Consider the following 13,870-nt stretch of genomic DNA (forward strand, 5'->3'; position numbering starts at 1 on the left):
AGTTATGGAAACAATTATACTAGATGTAATCAGAATAAATAATCTGAATATTCTTAGAATTAAAGATGAAATCTTTACTGCCCGCAATTAGATGGATACATTCTATTTTCCACTAAATAGATTAGAAAACGATAATAACATTAGGAGGCTTACGATGCACCAGCTTGATTCATTACATCCCATTGTAGAAAAAATAATTAACAATATTGAAAAGCTAATGGTCGGAAAGCGAAAAGAAACGATCTTAGCTTTGTCAGCTCTCTTAGCTGAAGGTCATGTACTATTAGAAGATGTTCCTGGCGTTGGGAAAACAATGTTAGTACGTGCTCTTTCTAAATCTATTGATGCTGATTACAAGCGCATTCAATTCACACCTGATTTACTGCCGTCAGATGTAACAGGTGTTTCTATTTATAATCCGAAAGAGCTCCAATTTGAGTTCAAGCCTGGACCAATCATGGGGAATTTTATACTTGCTGATGAAATTAATCGTACATCTCCAAAAACACAATCTGCCTTACTTGAAAGTATGGAAGAAGGCAATATTACAATAGATGGCAGGACAAGACCGTTACCAAAACCGTTCTTTGTAATGGCTACACAAAATCCGGTCGAATATGAAGGAACATATCCTTTACCAGAAGCCCAGCTCGATCGTTTCTTATTGAAACTAAAAATGGGTTATCCTACGCCAGAAGAAGAATTTGAAATTTTAAACCGAATGGAAAAAACAAATCCCCTCTCCCATTTACAAGCTATTACAACAATAGAAGAATTACTGTATTTACAACAGACCGTACAGGAAGTAAGTATAGACAAAGCAATCAAGCATTACATTGTAAAGCTTGTTAGTCAGACTCGTTCTTATAGTTCTATACAACTAGGTGCAAGTCCACGTGGCTCGATTGCTTTAATGAAAGCGTCACAAGCTTATGCATTCATCCATGGCAGAAATTACGTTATTCCAGACGATGTTAAATTTTTAGCTCCTTACGTATTGGCTCACAGACTCATTCTAAAAATGGAGGCAAAATTTGAAGGAATAACAGGTGAACAAGTTATCGCAAAAATCGTTGCGCGAACTACCGTACCTACTCAAAGGAAGATGAACCTTTGATGAAACGGATACTACGAGCACTCTATCATTTTACTAAGTTATCACTCATTCCGTTATGCCTAGTCTTAACATTTGTATACGCTATGCTTCAAGGAGGATTTGTAAGTTGGTTTTTGTTTTACAGTATGATTCCTATTGGCCTTTATTCACTATTACTCCCCTTCTATGCTTTACGGAACGCCGAGGTAAAACGAAGAACAAATCAAGACGAATATGTAGCAGGAGAACCATTTTTAAGTACGATTACAATAAAAAGAAGTTTTCCTTTTCCCTTACTTTATTTAATTATAGAAGATGTGCTACCATCACAATTTACAAATTGTAAACAAACGAAGATGAATAAAGTAATACTCTTTCCAGGATTGAAACGAAATATTTCGTTTCAATATGCAATTGACACAATCCCTAGGGGAGAGCACTCTTTTTCAAGCGTACGTGTCAAAACTGGCGATTTATTCGGTATGATGGAGAAGGAAGTAACTTTTTCAGTTCCAGATACATTTTTAGTCTACCCTCAGTATATAGATATAACATATCGACAAATGGAAAATCATTTCGAACAAGGAGCACTTTCAGCAAATATAAATTTAGTAAAAGACTCTACCATTTCTGTCGGTGTGAGAGACTATAAACCTGGTGACCGCTTTTCATGGATTGATTGGAAAGCAACTGCACGAACAAACAACATTATGACGAAAGAGTTTGAACAACAGCGTAGCCATAATATTATGATATTCATGGACAGAACCCCATCCCCTCTATTCGAATCAGTCGTCACATTTACTGCCTCTATTGTCAAATCTGTCTTGAAGCAAAATTCACCGGCGTCATTCGTATCTGTCGGAAAAGAACGAACCTTTTTCCCTTTAGACAATGGAGATAGTCAGTTGCATCAAATCTTTTGTCATTTAGCGAAAGTACAAGCAGATAGTGTATTCCCGCTCTCACGGAGTGTAGAAATGGAATTAAGAAAAATTTATGAGCCCGTCACGATTATACTCGTGACAAGCGATCTTTCTCCCGATATTCAAAAGGCGGCTGACTTTGCTGCTATAAAAAATAGAAAATTAATGGTGTTTGTCGTGAAAGAAAAAGCAAATCAACTCTCACATCGAGAACTCAGTATTCTAGAAACTCTACAAAAAAGAAAAATATTTGTAAATGTGGTTTATGGAAACCAGTATACAAACGTGTTTTTTGAGGTGAGCAAATGATAACATTACAGGCAAAAAAACAATTGGATATGAATAGATTTTTCATGCATGCATGCGCATTTCTACTTTTACTAGAATGGCTAAGGCCTCTTATAGGTATTACAAACGTAGGTAGATTAGATATTTTTGTAATATTTATAGGGATTTGTTTCACTCTCTCTTTTTTTCAAACAAAATGGCAGATTCCTATAAATATTGTCACAATTTTATTCATCATTCATTTCCTGTATTATAAAAATGCTTTTATAAATCCATCTTGGCTAACAAATTTTTTCACTGATATTTCTCGAAATTCCTCCTTGTTATTTCAGGGGAATTTGCTAGATATTTCTCCAGTTTTTCCAACACTTTTATTTTTTTTATCATTTTGGTTTTTGAGTGCTTGCATCTCTTTTTGGATGATTCATAAAAAACGTGGGTTGTTATTTCTTATGTTGACTATTATTTATATCACTGTTTTTCATAACCTGCATTTATATAATGCTAACTACGCTATTATTCGTACTGTTGTTATCGGCTTTTTTATGCTTAGTCTTCTTCGCATAGAACGAATAAAAGAGTTGGAACACTTACAAAATTATGCTAGAGAAATCTCAAAATTGCTTAGACCTCTTACAGTATTTATTGTATTGTCAGCAACCATCGCATACTTTGCTCCAAAATTTGGCCCTCAATGGCCAAACCCAATGGATTTTTTAAAATTTAACACATCCGAAGCAAGTAAAAAGCAAGAAGTTTCTAAAATTGGGTATGGTTTAGATGACTCGAGATTAGGTGGTCCTTTTAAAGCTGATCCTACAATTGTATTCACAGCACAAACAGAAAACAAACAATATTGGAGAGTCGAAACGAAAGATTTTTATACAGGAAAAGGCTGGGAAGTTTCTGAAAATCAAAAAAAGGTTTCTTTTAAAAATAAAAATGACGTCGTGAGCTGGTACGAACAAAATACAAAAACAGAGGCAACTGAGGCGACAATTACCATGCAAAAAAGTTATCCACACCTTACCTATCCAGCAGGGTTAGTATCAGTTGAAGCTTCTTCTGATGTAGAATACAGTGTTGACCCATTTTCAGAAAAAATCTATACGATGGACGGAGATTCTTCTACTACTTTACATTCATATAAAGTAACATATGAGGTCCCGAAGTTTTCCATAGAAAACTTAAAAGCTATAAAAATGAATGAAGGTCAAGAAACAAATCCTTATTTCATGACAAAGTACACGCAACTTCCCGAATCATTACCGCAGCGAGTAAGAGACTTAGCTGCTAATCTAACAAACCATAAAGACAACCGATATGACAAAGTATTGGCTATTGAAAACTACTTCACCGACCATTCTTTCGTATATGAAACAATGAATGTGTTGTTCCCTGCCAAAAACCAAGATTATGTTGATCAATTTCTTTTCGATACAAAAAGCGGCTACTGTAATAATTTCTCGACCTCTATGATCGTGTTACTACGTTCTGCTGGGATTCCCGCTCGCTGGGTAAAAGGTTATACAGAAGGAACTCTTGATAATACGCTTGTGGGTGCTGAAGGTGAGGATGTTTATAAAATCGCGAACGATAACGCACACTCTTGGGTCGAAGTATATTTCCCTGGATACGGATGGATTCCATTCGAACCAACAAAAGGATTTACGAATCCCTATACTTTTACAAATAATACTCCTGCTCCTACTATACAAAATAGCGAAGAAACTAATTCTCAAAACGAGCAAATGCACCAAAGAAACAATGAAGCAAAGCTTAAAAGTTTAATAGAAGATACAGAAGAAACTCCTACTAAAAAGATTACAAATGCTAAAAATAAATTTTCTTGGTGGTACGTATTCCTTTCTACGATACCAATTAGTATCATCAGTTATGCTCTCTTCGCTACTAGAATGAAATGGATTACATTTTTTATCATTCTTTTCTATAAATATCGAAAAGATGATGCTGTTTATAGTAAAGCTTACAGTGCACTTTTGAACCAATTTGCGAGAACTGGTATACCACGAGAGGAAAGTCAAACATTCCGAGAATATGCTCTCCATATCGATACACTTTACAACTCGAATGATATGCAACAGCTTACTTTCAGTTATGAAAAGGCTATGTATCAAAAGGGACAGGCCACAGCAGAATGGGAAAAATCCGTACACTTATGGGAAATCCTTATGAAAAAAGCAGCTTCTCCGCCTAAATCAAATGACTTCTATTCAGCGATTTAATCTTGAAAAAGCCTCAAAGAACTACATTGTTCTTTGAGGCTTTTTTTAATAATGTGAAACTCCTAGTTATTCCCCAAGTATCTTCTCAATCTCAACCTCTAAATCTACCGGCTTTGTCTGCGGCGCAAAACGTCCTACTACTTTCCCGTCTTTTCCGATTAGAAACTTAGTAAAGTTCCATTTCACTGCTTTCATACCGAGTAAACCTGGTGCTTGTTCTGTCATGTATGTATATAGAGGATGTGCCTTATCACCTTTTACATCAACCTTTGCAAACATCGGGAAGTTTACACCGAAGTTTAATTCACAAAAACTAGTAATATCTGCTTCTGTACCTGGTTCTTGTCCGCCAAATTGGTTACAAGGGAAACCGAGTATTTCAAGTCCTTGGTCTTTATATTTATCATATACTTCTTGTAATCCTTTATATTGCGGTGTAAAACCACATTTGCTAGCTACATTTACAATAAGAAGTGCTTTTCCTTCGTAATCTTTTAATGATTTATCTTCTCCTGTTATCGTTTTAGCCGAAAAATCATAAACTGTCATTGTCCTTGCCCCTCTCTTCACTATCATTCTATGTTTATACTATACTACATTCGTGAATATACAGCTCTTATTACGTACTTATAAGATCAAATGTTAGCGCTTTATTCTCGTTCGAAAATTCGACACAGACTACTAGACTTTTATAATGGAAAGTTTTACAATTGAATTGTGAACAAAATGTGACAGTTTATATTCCATTATTAAAGAAAAGGATGGTGTTCATTATGAAAACTGCACAACATGAAACGATTTCAAATCGCGAGTTTTATTTCGTACTATATATGATGTTATTGTATGTGATTGGCTGGGTAATCGATGTAAATGGTTTATTTTTAAGCTCCTACTTTAATTTAGCAGGAGAGATTATGCTTCCAATCGTTGGTGGCATAGTTGGATTGTTCGTTATGTCTATCAATAAAGAACAATCGAGATAAAGTGAAACTTTAATTAGTGTAGGGGGCTTCATCCCCCACTGATTATTATTTGAACCAATCGGGCTTTTACGGGCAGTTGATCCCCACCTAACTTCTTTGCTTTCGCTAAATTTTGAGGTGTGGGTCTTACTGCCCGTTAATGCGGGATAACTACATTACAAAAAGGCAGAAGACGAAACTTTCGTTTTCTGCCTTTTTGTATTTTAGCGTATAATAGAAACATACAGTAAATAAGGAGTGGTAAATATGAAAAAAGTAGAGCAATTATCTTCTCACCTATATCTTATTGATGATTTTGATTTACAACATAATGAACGAACTGGTACATACGTTTTATTAGGTGACGATATTACTTTAATTGAAACTTGTGCAGCCCCTTCTCTTCCGTATATTTTAGATGGCTTAGAACAATTACATATTGATTTAAACGATGTTAAAAACATTATCGTTACACACGTTCATTTAGATCACGCCGGGGCTGCTGGTTTAATGATGGAAAAGTGCCCAAATGCTACTTTATATGTGCATTCTCGCGGTGCTCGTCATATGATTGATCCAACAAAACTCATTTTAGGTGCAAAAGCTGTGTACAAAGAAGATTTCGATAAACTATTTGATCCAATTCTTCCTATAGAAGAAGAACGTGTTCATATTGTACAAAATGGTGATACATTACAAATTGCCGAAGACCGCATCCTTACATTTTACGATACACCGGGACATGCTAAGCACCATATTAGCATTCACGATTCATTAACAAATGGCATTTTTACTGGCGATACAATTGGCATTTATTATAGAGAACTCGCAGACGTTGGTGTAGAACTATATTTACCATCAACGTCCCCTTCACAATTCCAACCCGATGCGATGATTGCTTCTAAAAATCACATTCAAAGTATGAATGTAGATACTATTTATTTCGGCCATTACGGCGCATCATCCAATGTTACAGAAGTATATAACCAACTGGAATATTGGTTACCTATTTTCGTTCATACTGGTAAAGAGGTCTTTGAACAGTATAATGATTTCGATGAAGCGACTAAAGCTTTACAAACTGTATTAATGGATAAGACCTCTTCCCACCTTACAAAGTTAAACGTTCCATCAGATCATTCCGTTTATAACATTTTACATCTAGATATAGAAATTAGCGCGATGGGCATTATAGATTATTTCACGAAGCAAGAATAAGCAAACTCCACTAATAACTAACCGTAAAAGAAGAGATATACAACAATAGTTATTGTATATCTCTTCTTTTTTTGAATATATTTTGAGTAAAGGATGGTGGAATGCAATGCAAAAAGTGATGCTATACCTCTGCTTCACATTGTTTATCGTCTTATTATTATTTATCGGAGTGAAAATTCAATTTTATTTAGATACAGATGCGCAGGTGAATTTTAACGTTTATCCAAGATTATTCTACTTTACACTCTTCCCTCTTATATTTGGTATTTTATTACGGTTCCTTCAATCCATTAATCGCGAAACAAGTAAACAAAACTGGCGCTTTCAACCGGATAAATTTATTGCTATTACTGTGCCTACGCTATTCATTTCCTTTTCTCCAGCTCTACTCTTTTCACCAGTTGGTGCATACCTACCTTATTTAGCTAATATTATTCTTATAAACACAACTTTTGTTACGATAATTAGTTTAATAGCTGGTTATTCACTTTTAGATTGTTTTATACAAAAAGATACTGCAAATATGAAAAAATATAATTGAATACTGTATTTTGTTTTAATAAAGAAAGCTCAAAGCTAAAGCTTTGAGCTTTTCTACTTATCTCACCTTTTCATCTACATACTCCATAAACTGCTCCGCTTTAATAAATCTTTCTTTGTACGCCTCAGGTACTTCTTCTACTTTCATTCCACCAGTTGATTTTGTCTTCACTCGTACTATTTCATGTGTCATTAATGCTTCCATATAGCGATCAAATTCGTCTTGTGTTAATACTTCTTTACTAGATTTATGACCATTTAATTTATCAAAGTATGGTTGAAGGCCCATACTTACCTTTTTCATTTCCTCTTTTTTAGCTGGTGATAATTGATCATAATCAATATTACCGTTCGAATCCCCGTATGCAAGCTTTGCATTTGTTAATTTCTTTAGTTCTTTTGTAAACTCTTCATGTTCTTTTGCACCCATTTCATCTTTCGCTTGTGATAACTTTGCATTAAAACGCATGTATCCTTCTAATGTTATAGCACCGGCATGCTGCTTTAAATTTTCAAACGACCCGTATATACCATCTGCCATAATAGATTGATACGCAAAACCAGTCGTCGGGATTAAAAGAGCTGCTGCAAGCACTCCTGCAATAAGATGTTTCTTTCTCTTACGCCCTCCTTGATTCATTTTTATTTGAACGAATATTTTTTCTTTTAACTCCGGCGGGGCAACAATCCCCTTCGCCTCTTCTCGTATAGATTCTCTAACTCTACAATCTAAACTCATTTCACATTCCCTACCTCTCCTAAAAAGATTTCTTCTACTTGCTCTTTTTGACGTAGTTTCTTTAATGCCGCATGAATTCTAGATTTCACAGTACCAAGTGGAATATGTAATATTTGTGCTACTTCTTCTTGTGAGTAGTCGTGTAAGTATCTTAAAATAATTACTTGTTTCAATTTATACGGTAATTTATGAATGAGTTCGACTAGCTTTTGGTTTGATATTTTACTTACAACATCGTTTGAAAAATCAATTTGCACTGGTTTTCTTTGCTCTTCTGCTTTTTTTATAATTCGTAGTCGCATCCACCTCTTTCTTCTATAAGAATGAATTTGTTTAATCGTAAGTCCAATTAACCAAGGGCGAAACGGCTTCTCGCTATCATACTTACGAAGCGATTCATATAGCTGTATGTATATTTCTTGAACGACATCATCTACATCCGTTTTATCATCTATTAAGAAATGCGCCGTTTTATATACTTCTTGAATCGTTTTATCATACAATTCGCTATACGCTTCTTTATTGCCCGATAAAGTTAATTGGATTAAATCCATATACACTGTTTCATCCTTCATATACCACCCCTCCTTTGTCTTACACTATATATTGGCAAGTAATTGATATTTCGTTCGATTTTTTCAAAAAGTTTTTTATATTAATTAATATAATAATTCAATGGGTTCATAAGCTTCACTTATAACCATGCATAACAATTATATAATTTTCCAATTCCTAATGAAGATTTAAAATGATTTATATAGTCAAATTTAGGAGGATATATGATGAAAGCTATCGTTGTAACGTCGTTTGGTGGTCCTGAAGTGATGAAATATACAGATGTAGATATGCCGACTATTTCAGACAATCAAGTTTTAATTCGTGTTGTTTCCACTAGTGTAAATTTCGCTGATATGAAATCACGATATGGCAAAAAAGGAAATAAAGCATTTCCCTTTATCCCAGGGATAGATGCTGCTGGTATTGTAGAACGTGTAGGTTCTCATGTGAAAAATATTCATCCTGGTCAGCGAGTCATTGCTTTTCCTCAAAATGGATCTTACGCAGAATACGTTGTCGCAAACGAAAACCTTACTTTCGTTTTACCTGATGCAGTCGATTTTCAAACTGCAGCGGCATGCCCTATCGTATCTTTCACAAGCTTTAATTTACTCGCAAATGTAGCAAGGGTTCAACAAGACGAGTCTGTACTCATCCATGCAGCGGCTGGTGGAATTGGTACGACAGCAATTCAACTTGCAAAACTATTAGGGGCTGGAACGGTTATCGGTACTGTCGGAAATGAAGTAAAAAGAAAAGTCGCTTTAGATGCTGGAGCTGATTATGTTATATGTCATCAAGATGTAGATTTTGTAGAGAAAGTCAATGAGCTGACAAACGGTGAAGGGGTTGATGTAATTTTAGATTCAATTTCTGGAACGGTTTCGGAAAGAAGTTTAAAATGTCTTGCTTATTATGGTCGCCTCGTTCATTTCGGAAATGCAAGCGGTGAAATTGGTAACTTTCAAACGAAAGATTTACACGCAAGTTGTCGCTCTATACTCGGTTTTAGCTTTGGTACTACACGAAAAAAACGTCCCGAACTACTTCAAGAAACTGCAAATGAAGTTTTCCGTTATTTACGTGACGGAAGTTTGCAAATTAAGGCTGCGACATCTTTTCCACTTCAAGATGCAGGGAAAGCACATGAATGGGTCGAAAGTAGAAAAAGTACAGGGAAAGTAATACTAACTGTCCAGTCCTCTTCCTGAAATGAATACTTGAAACCGAGGTGTCATTCATGGGATCACGAATTATGCATGCTATTATCGCCAACAAGATTGCCGAAAAATTATGTATTCAAGATAAAACTTCTTTCATACTTGGAGGAGTAGCCCCTGATGCGGTTCATTCAGCAGAAGAAAAAGGAGCTTCACACTTTTACGCTGGCACAACGAAAAACTATACGAGAAGGATAGATTTCAATTCTTTTTTCCAAAAATATAGAGCTCATATGGATTCCCCTTTTCTCTTAGGCTATTACACCCATCTCATTGCCGATGATAATTGGCTAAGCGGCTTTTTTCTACCGTGGCTAAAAAATAGAATAGAGCATGACGAAACTATCGCACCTATGTACTATAACGATTTCAAATTGTTAAATGCAAAGTTGCTTCATCATTACGATAAAGAACAACAGCTCTCCTCTCTTCTCAATCAAGAGGCTCACATTGCGGATATTGAAGAGGTTTCTAAAGAAAACGTTTTAGAATTTCGAAAGTATCTTTTTGAAGATATGTTGTATCCCGAGCAACATTTGCATGAAGACCTACAGGTGTTTACGTTCAATCAAATTGTCGGTTACATTGAAACTGCTATTGAAAAAGGAGCATTTTTTATTAAACAACTCTCTAATGAAAAATTCATTTCAAAGATTTAATCCCCCTCAATATATATGAGGGGGATTTTCACATAGCAATATTATTGGTTCTTTTCCATAACCGCAAAATAATTCTCTTCGCTATCAGCAAAGTTAAACACTTTACCAGCAGGCATAGTTACCATTTCGCCAACAGTAACATTTTTATTTTTTAAATCTGTATATAATTGATCAAGATTTTCTGAGAAGAACATTAAGGACGGTGTACCAAGATTTAATTCTGGGCTCATTTTCGAAATAACTTCTTTATTATGTAATATAATGCTCGTTTCTGCACCGCTAGTCGGAGCGATTTCAATCCATCTCATTCCTTGCTTATTATCTTCCTCTGCTACTACATGAAACCCTACCTTTTCCGTCCAAAAATTTACTGACTCATCTTGATTATTTACATACAGCATAATTTGTCCAACTTTATGAATCATTTCATTTCCCCCTAATGTTTTTTATATTCTATGTAGGTTTCTACAGGTGCTCTTATGAACCCTTTTTCATTCAGTTGAATGCTTATAAAATCGCTATTCATATAAAAGCTATCTTTTAGCTATAGGGAACTTAAGAATATTTGCTTAGTAGCAATGTTGCTTATATCCCTTGCCAATCCAGCTAAGATTTTAAAGTACCCACTAAACGTTCAAAAAAAATCTGGACCTGAAGATCCAGATTTTTTTCTTTAATCGCGTTTTTTACATTTCTTTCTGTGTTTTTTGCATTTTTGTAATTTTTCTATTTGGTCTCCTTCTTCACCTTCGTTTTTTGCTAAACTATCCGTTCCGCCTCCCACTGCATGTTGCTGTTTCGTATTAGAACTTTCGATGGCAGCGTTGGTTCCTGCTGCACTGTCATCTCCACCACCGCTTGCCACTTGAGTAGCACTAGCCTGTTCCTCACTAGTTTCATTAATTTGATTATTGATGATAAGAACAAATTCTACCTCTTCATTCGAAGTTTCTTTTTTCATTTCATGCGACTCAATCTGATCCCCACTAATCCCTTTATTTATCGCTTCGCCTCCAGCGCCCACCGCTTGTTGCTGTTCGGTATTCGATGAATCGAGTGCTGCATTATTTCCTGCTGCACTGTTTTTCCCGGCTCCACTGGCAATTTGTGTTGTATTCGGTGCAAATGTAATCTGATTATTAATGACAATGACAATTTTTCGTTTATCAGCAAGATTTCCCAAATTAATTTCTTCGCCATCATTTTTTACAAATCGAAACATGATGTTTTCCTTGTTTTTCATGTTCTCACCCCCTTTTTAATATTAAATGGCTAGATAATAATAATGGATTGGACAAGAGTATTTTTTTTATAAATATGTGAAACCCTATCCTTGTCCTACCTTTACCCAAGCATCTTGAAATCCCGCATTAGTAAAATTCCCGTATGTTGGTGTCCCGGGTCCGTCAGCATTTGAAGTTAGATCCCTTAGAAGAATTAGTGGCAGATTTGTATTAGCTGGACCTGCCACTAATTCGTTCCCTTCGGCGAATGGAATGCAAAATTAATTATCCCAATAAATCCCTGTATTTACTTAGAAAAAATTTAAATTAGTGAATGAGCTTTTTGGATATTTTTAAGAGTAAATATTTAGTTATCTGAAAAGAACACAAGAAATCATACAAATGATTTAACTCAAAAAAAAAAGACGTAACTACGCATAGTTACGTCTTTTCCTTCATTTATCTAGGCTTTTTCTTCCCAGTAAATGCTGGTTTCTTTTTCTTTGGTGCTTTCGGTTTCGTTTCTACAAATGATCCGTTGAACATTTCTTGCTTCGTAAACACGATACCTAGTTTTTTTGCAAATTGAAGTAATTTACGCTCTTCTTGTTGTGTTACAAGAGAAACGACAGTTCCTTCTTTACCCATACGTCCTGTACGTCCTGAGCGGTGAATATATTGGTCTACTGTGTCTGGTAACTCCAAGTGGATTACATGTGTTAAATCATCAATATCAATACCGCGTGCTGCAATATCAGTAGCAAGTAGAATTTCTAATTTCCCGCCGCGGAAAGCACGCATCGTTGCTTCACGCTCTTGCTTACCTGCTTCTGCATGAAGAGCTGCTGCTTTCATTTTACGGAATTGTAATTTCTGAGTAATTTCATCTAAACGGAATGGGTCATTTAAGAAAGCAACTGCTTTTACATCGCCCATATGCATAATTCTTCTTACGTAATCATTTTTTTCGCGTCGCTCACAAATGATATACGTATGCTCAACTAAGCTTTTTGACTCTGCACGTGTTACACGTACCACTTGTGGTTCAACTGCTAAATCACGTGCCGCGTCTTCTGCAGCTTTGGTAATTGTCGCTGAGAAGAATACTAATTGACGGTCGCGCATCGTTGATTTAATTACATCTTGTACTGCGCCCATCATCTTTTGTTTTACAATTTGATCAAATTCATCAAATACAATTGTTTTCACTTCATGCATTTTTAGCTTTTTCATACGAATTAATTCTAAAATACGTCCTGGTGAACCGACAATTACTCTCGGGTGTTTCTTTAATTTTTCAACTTGGCGCTTAATATCTGCACCACCAATTAAAGATGCCCCTGAAATTTCAGTCCCTGCTGTAAACTTTTGAACCTCTTCGTGAATTTGCATGACAAGCTCACGTGTTGGCGCTAAAACAACAACTTGTGGTTGTTTTACTTCAGGATTAATTTTATGTAAAAGGGGTAATAAGTACGCTAATGTTTTTCCTGTTCCAGTTGGAGATTCAGCTATAACGTCTTGTCCTTCTAAAATAGTTGGAATCGCTTGTTTTTGAATTTCAGTTAATTCTTTAAAACCAGCCTTCTCCCAAGCTTGTTGTAAAAATGGTTGCATATCTTTTATCATTTGTTTTTCTCCTTTATCTCTATTTTTGAAGAAAATGTTGTATTGTTCGCACCGTTTCTATCATGTGTGAAATAACAGCTATTAAATCATCAACATGGTCTTCTGTAATCGCTTTTTGAAATAGAACCTCTACCTTATTATGATATGAAATCGCTTGCTTATTATATTCGTATGAAATTTTCTGCGTAATCATTCTTTCTTTTCCCCATATAGAATGCATGAAAGTTTCAATTTCTTCACACACTACCTCTGGCTTTTCTATCGGGAATGAAAATGCTAACTTCATTTCACAACCTGGTGTAAATTGTGGTACTTCCAATATTTCACCAGACAAGTTCTTTGCATCTACAGATAGTGAAAATGTTGCTTTTACTACCGGTTCGAACGGTTCTGACAATTGAAATGAAATATGGTATATACGACTTAATGAAGCAAGGTCCATCATATCTTTTCGATCTGTTACAAGAATATCTCCATGTAAATCAAAATCATAAATAGCACCTTCTACGATTACTTTTAAATTATCAAAAGCAGTTGGATCAAACATAATTTCCTCCAAAAAACAG

The 13,870-nt window shown here is 35.3% G+C and carries 15 protein-coding genes; 8 read left to right on the top strand and 7 right to left on the bottom strand.

Annotated features, from left to right (window positions below):
• Positions 1-154 precede the first annotated feature (154 nt).
• From ACTFOB_RS03695 to ACTFOB_RS03705, 3 genes are read left to right on the top strand one after another with little or no spacing between them, the layout of a single operon-like run.
• Positions 155-1,117 (top strand): AAA family ATPase, encoded by a 963-nt coding sequence (locus ACTFOB_RS03695; protein ID WP_440024563.1) that lies wholly within the window; start codon positions 155-157, stop codon positions 1,115-1,117.
• On the top strand, positions 1,117-2,331 hold the full coding sequence (locus ACTFOB_RS03700; protein ID WP_440024800.1) for a DUF58 domain-containing protein: 1,215 nt from the start codon (positions 1,117-1,119) through the stop codon (positions 2,329-2,331). Before ACTFOB_RS03695 ends, ACTFOB_RS03700 begins: the two co-directional genes overlap by 1 nt.
• Positions 2,328-4,556: a transglutaminase TgpA family protein gene (locus ACTFOB_RS03705; RefSeq protein WP_440024565.1), complete on the top strand. Its 2,229-nt coding sequence runs from the start codon at positions 2,328-2,330 to the stop codon at positions 4,554-4,556. The genes ACTFOB_RS03700 and ACTFOB_RS03705 overlap by 4 nt, the downstream gene beginning before the upstream one ends.
• A 66-nt stretch (positions 4,557-4,622) precedes the next feature.
• Here the strand turns inward: ACTFOB_RS03705 and bsaA are convergent, their stop codons facing one another.
• Positions 4,623-5,105 (bottom strand): glutathione peroxidase, encoded by a 483-nt coding sequence (bsaA, locus tag ACTFOB_RS03710; protein WP_440024567.1) that lies wholly within the window; start codon positions 5,103-5,105, stop codon positions 4,623-4,625.
• Between the two features lie 224 nt (positions 5,106-5,329).
• On the opposite strand from bsaA, the gene ACTFOB_RS03715 reads away from it, so the two are divergent.
• From ACTFOB_RS03715 to ACTFOB_RS03725, 3 genes are all read left to right on the top strand, one after another.
• Positions 5,330-5,539 (top strand): DUF3925 family protein, encoded by a 210-nt coding sequence (locus ACTFOB_RS03715; RefSeq protein ID WP_440024569.1) that lies wholly within the window; start codon positions 5,330-5,332, stop codon positions 5,537-5,539.
• Between the two features lie 246 nt (positions 5,540-5,785).
• The gene (locus tag ACTFOB_RS03720) at positions 5,786-6,736 is read left to right on the top strand and encodes an MBL fold metallo-hydrolase (RefSeq protein ID WP_440024571.1); all 951 of its coding nucleotides are present in this window, start codon (positions 5,786-5,788) and stop codon (positions 6,734-6,736) included.
• 106 nt (positions 6,737-6,842) lie between these two features.
• On the top strand, positions 6,843-7,277 hold the full coding sequence (locus ACTFOB_RS03725) for a hypothetical protein (protein ID WP_440024573.1): 435 nt from the start codon (positions 6,843-6,845) through the stop codon (positions 7,275-7,277).
• Positions 7,278-7,334: 57 nt separating this feature from the next.
• On the opposite strand, the gene ACTFOB_RS03730 is transcribed toward ACTFOB_RS03725, so the two are convergent.
• Positions 7,335-8,015, bottom strand: a complete 681-nt coding sequence (locus tag ACTFOB_RS03730) for a DUF3600 domain-containing protein (protein WP_440024574.1) — start codon at positions 8,013-8,015, stop codon at positions 7,335-7,337.
• Positions 8,012-8,590 (bottom strand): sigma-70 family RNA polymerase sigma factor, encoded by a 579-nt coding sequence (locus ACTFOB_RS03735; protein ID WP_440024575.1) that lies wholly within the window; start codon positions 8,588-8,590, stop codon positions 8,012-8,014. The genes ACTFOB_RS03730 and ACTFOB_RS03735 overlap by 4 nt, the downstream gene beginning before the upstream one ends.
• 207 nt (positions 8,591-8,797) lie before the next feature.
• Between ACTFOB_RS03735 and ACTFOB_RS03740 the strand changes: the two genes are divergently transcribed.
• The gene (locus ACTFOB_RS03740) at positions 8,798-9,784 is read left to right on the top strand and encodes a quinone oxidoreductase family protein (protein ID WP_440024576.1); all 987 of its coding nucleotides are present in this window, start codon (positions 8,798-8,800) and stop codon (positions 9,782-9,784) included.
• 29 nt (positions 9,785-9,813) lie between these two features.
• A complete protein-coding gene (locus ACTFOB_RS03745) occupies positions 9,814-10,452 on the top strand; it encodes a zinc dependent phospholipase C family protein (protein WP_151630653.1) in 639 nt (212 codons plus the stop codon).
• 41 nt (positions 10,453-10,493) lie between these two features.
• On the opposite strand, the gene ACTFOB_RS03750 is transcribed toward ACTFOB_RS03745, so the two are convergent.
• The 4 genes from ACTFOB_RS03750 to ACTFOB_RS03765 all read right to left on the bottom strand — a co-directional run bounded on the left by ACTFOB_RS03750 (position 10,494) and on the right by ACTFOB_RS03765 (position 13,851).
• On the bottom strand, positions 10,494-10,877 hold the full coding sequence (locus ACTFOB_RS03750) for a VOC family protein (protein WP_440024578.1): 384 nt from the start codon (positions 10,875-10,877) through the stop codon (positions 10,494-10,496).
• A 248-nt stretch (positions 10,878-11,125) separates the two neighbouring features.
• Positions 11,126-11,695, bottom strand: a complete 570-nt coding sequence (locus ACTFOB_RS03755) for a hypothetical protein (protein ID WP_440024580.1) — start codon at positions 11,693-11,695, stop codon at positions 11,126-11,128.
• Positions 11,696-12,134: 439 nt separating this feature from the next.
• Entirely contained in the window at positions 12,135-13,304 is a 1,170-nt protein-coding gene (locus ACTFOB_RS03760) for a DEAD/DEAH box helicase (RefSeq protein WP_061678608.1), read from the bottom strand.
• A gap of 19 nt (positions 13,305-13,323) precedes the next feature.
• Positions 13,324-13,851, bottom strand: coding sequence for a hypothetical protein (locus ACTFOB_RS03765; protein WP_440024582.1), 528 nt, complete (start codon positions 13,849-13,851; stop codon positions 13,324-13,326).
• Between the last annotated feature and the right edge of the window lie 19 nt (positions 13,852-13,870).

Origin of the sequence: Bacillus cereus group sp. MYBK79-1 (genome assembly GCF_051915365.1) — a bacterium.
In the GTDB taxonomy this organism is placed as follows: Bacteria; Bacillota; Bacilli; order Bacillales; family Bacillaceae_G; genus Bacillus_A.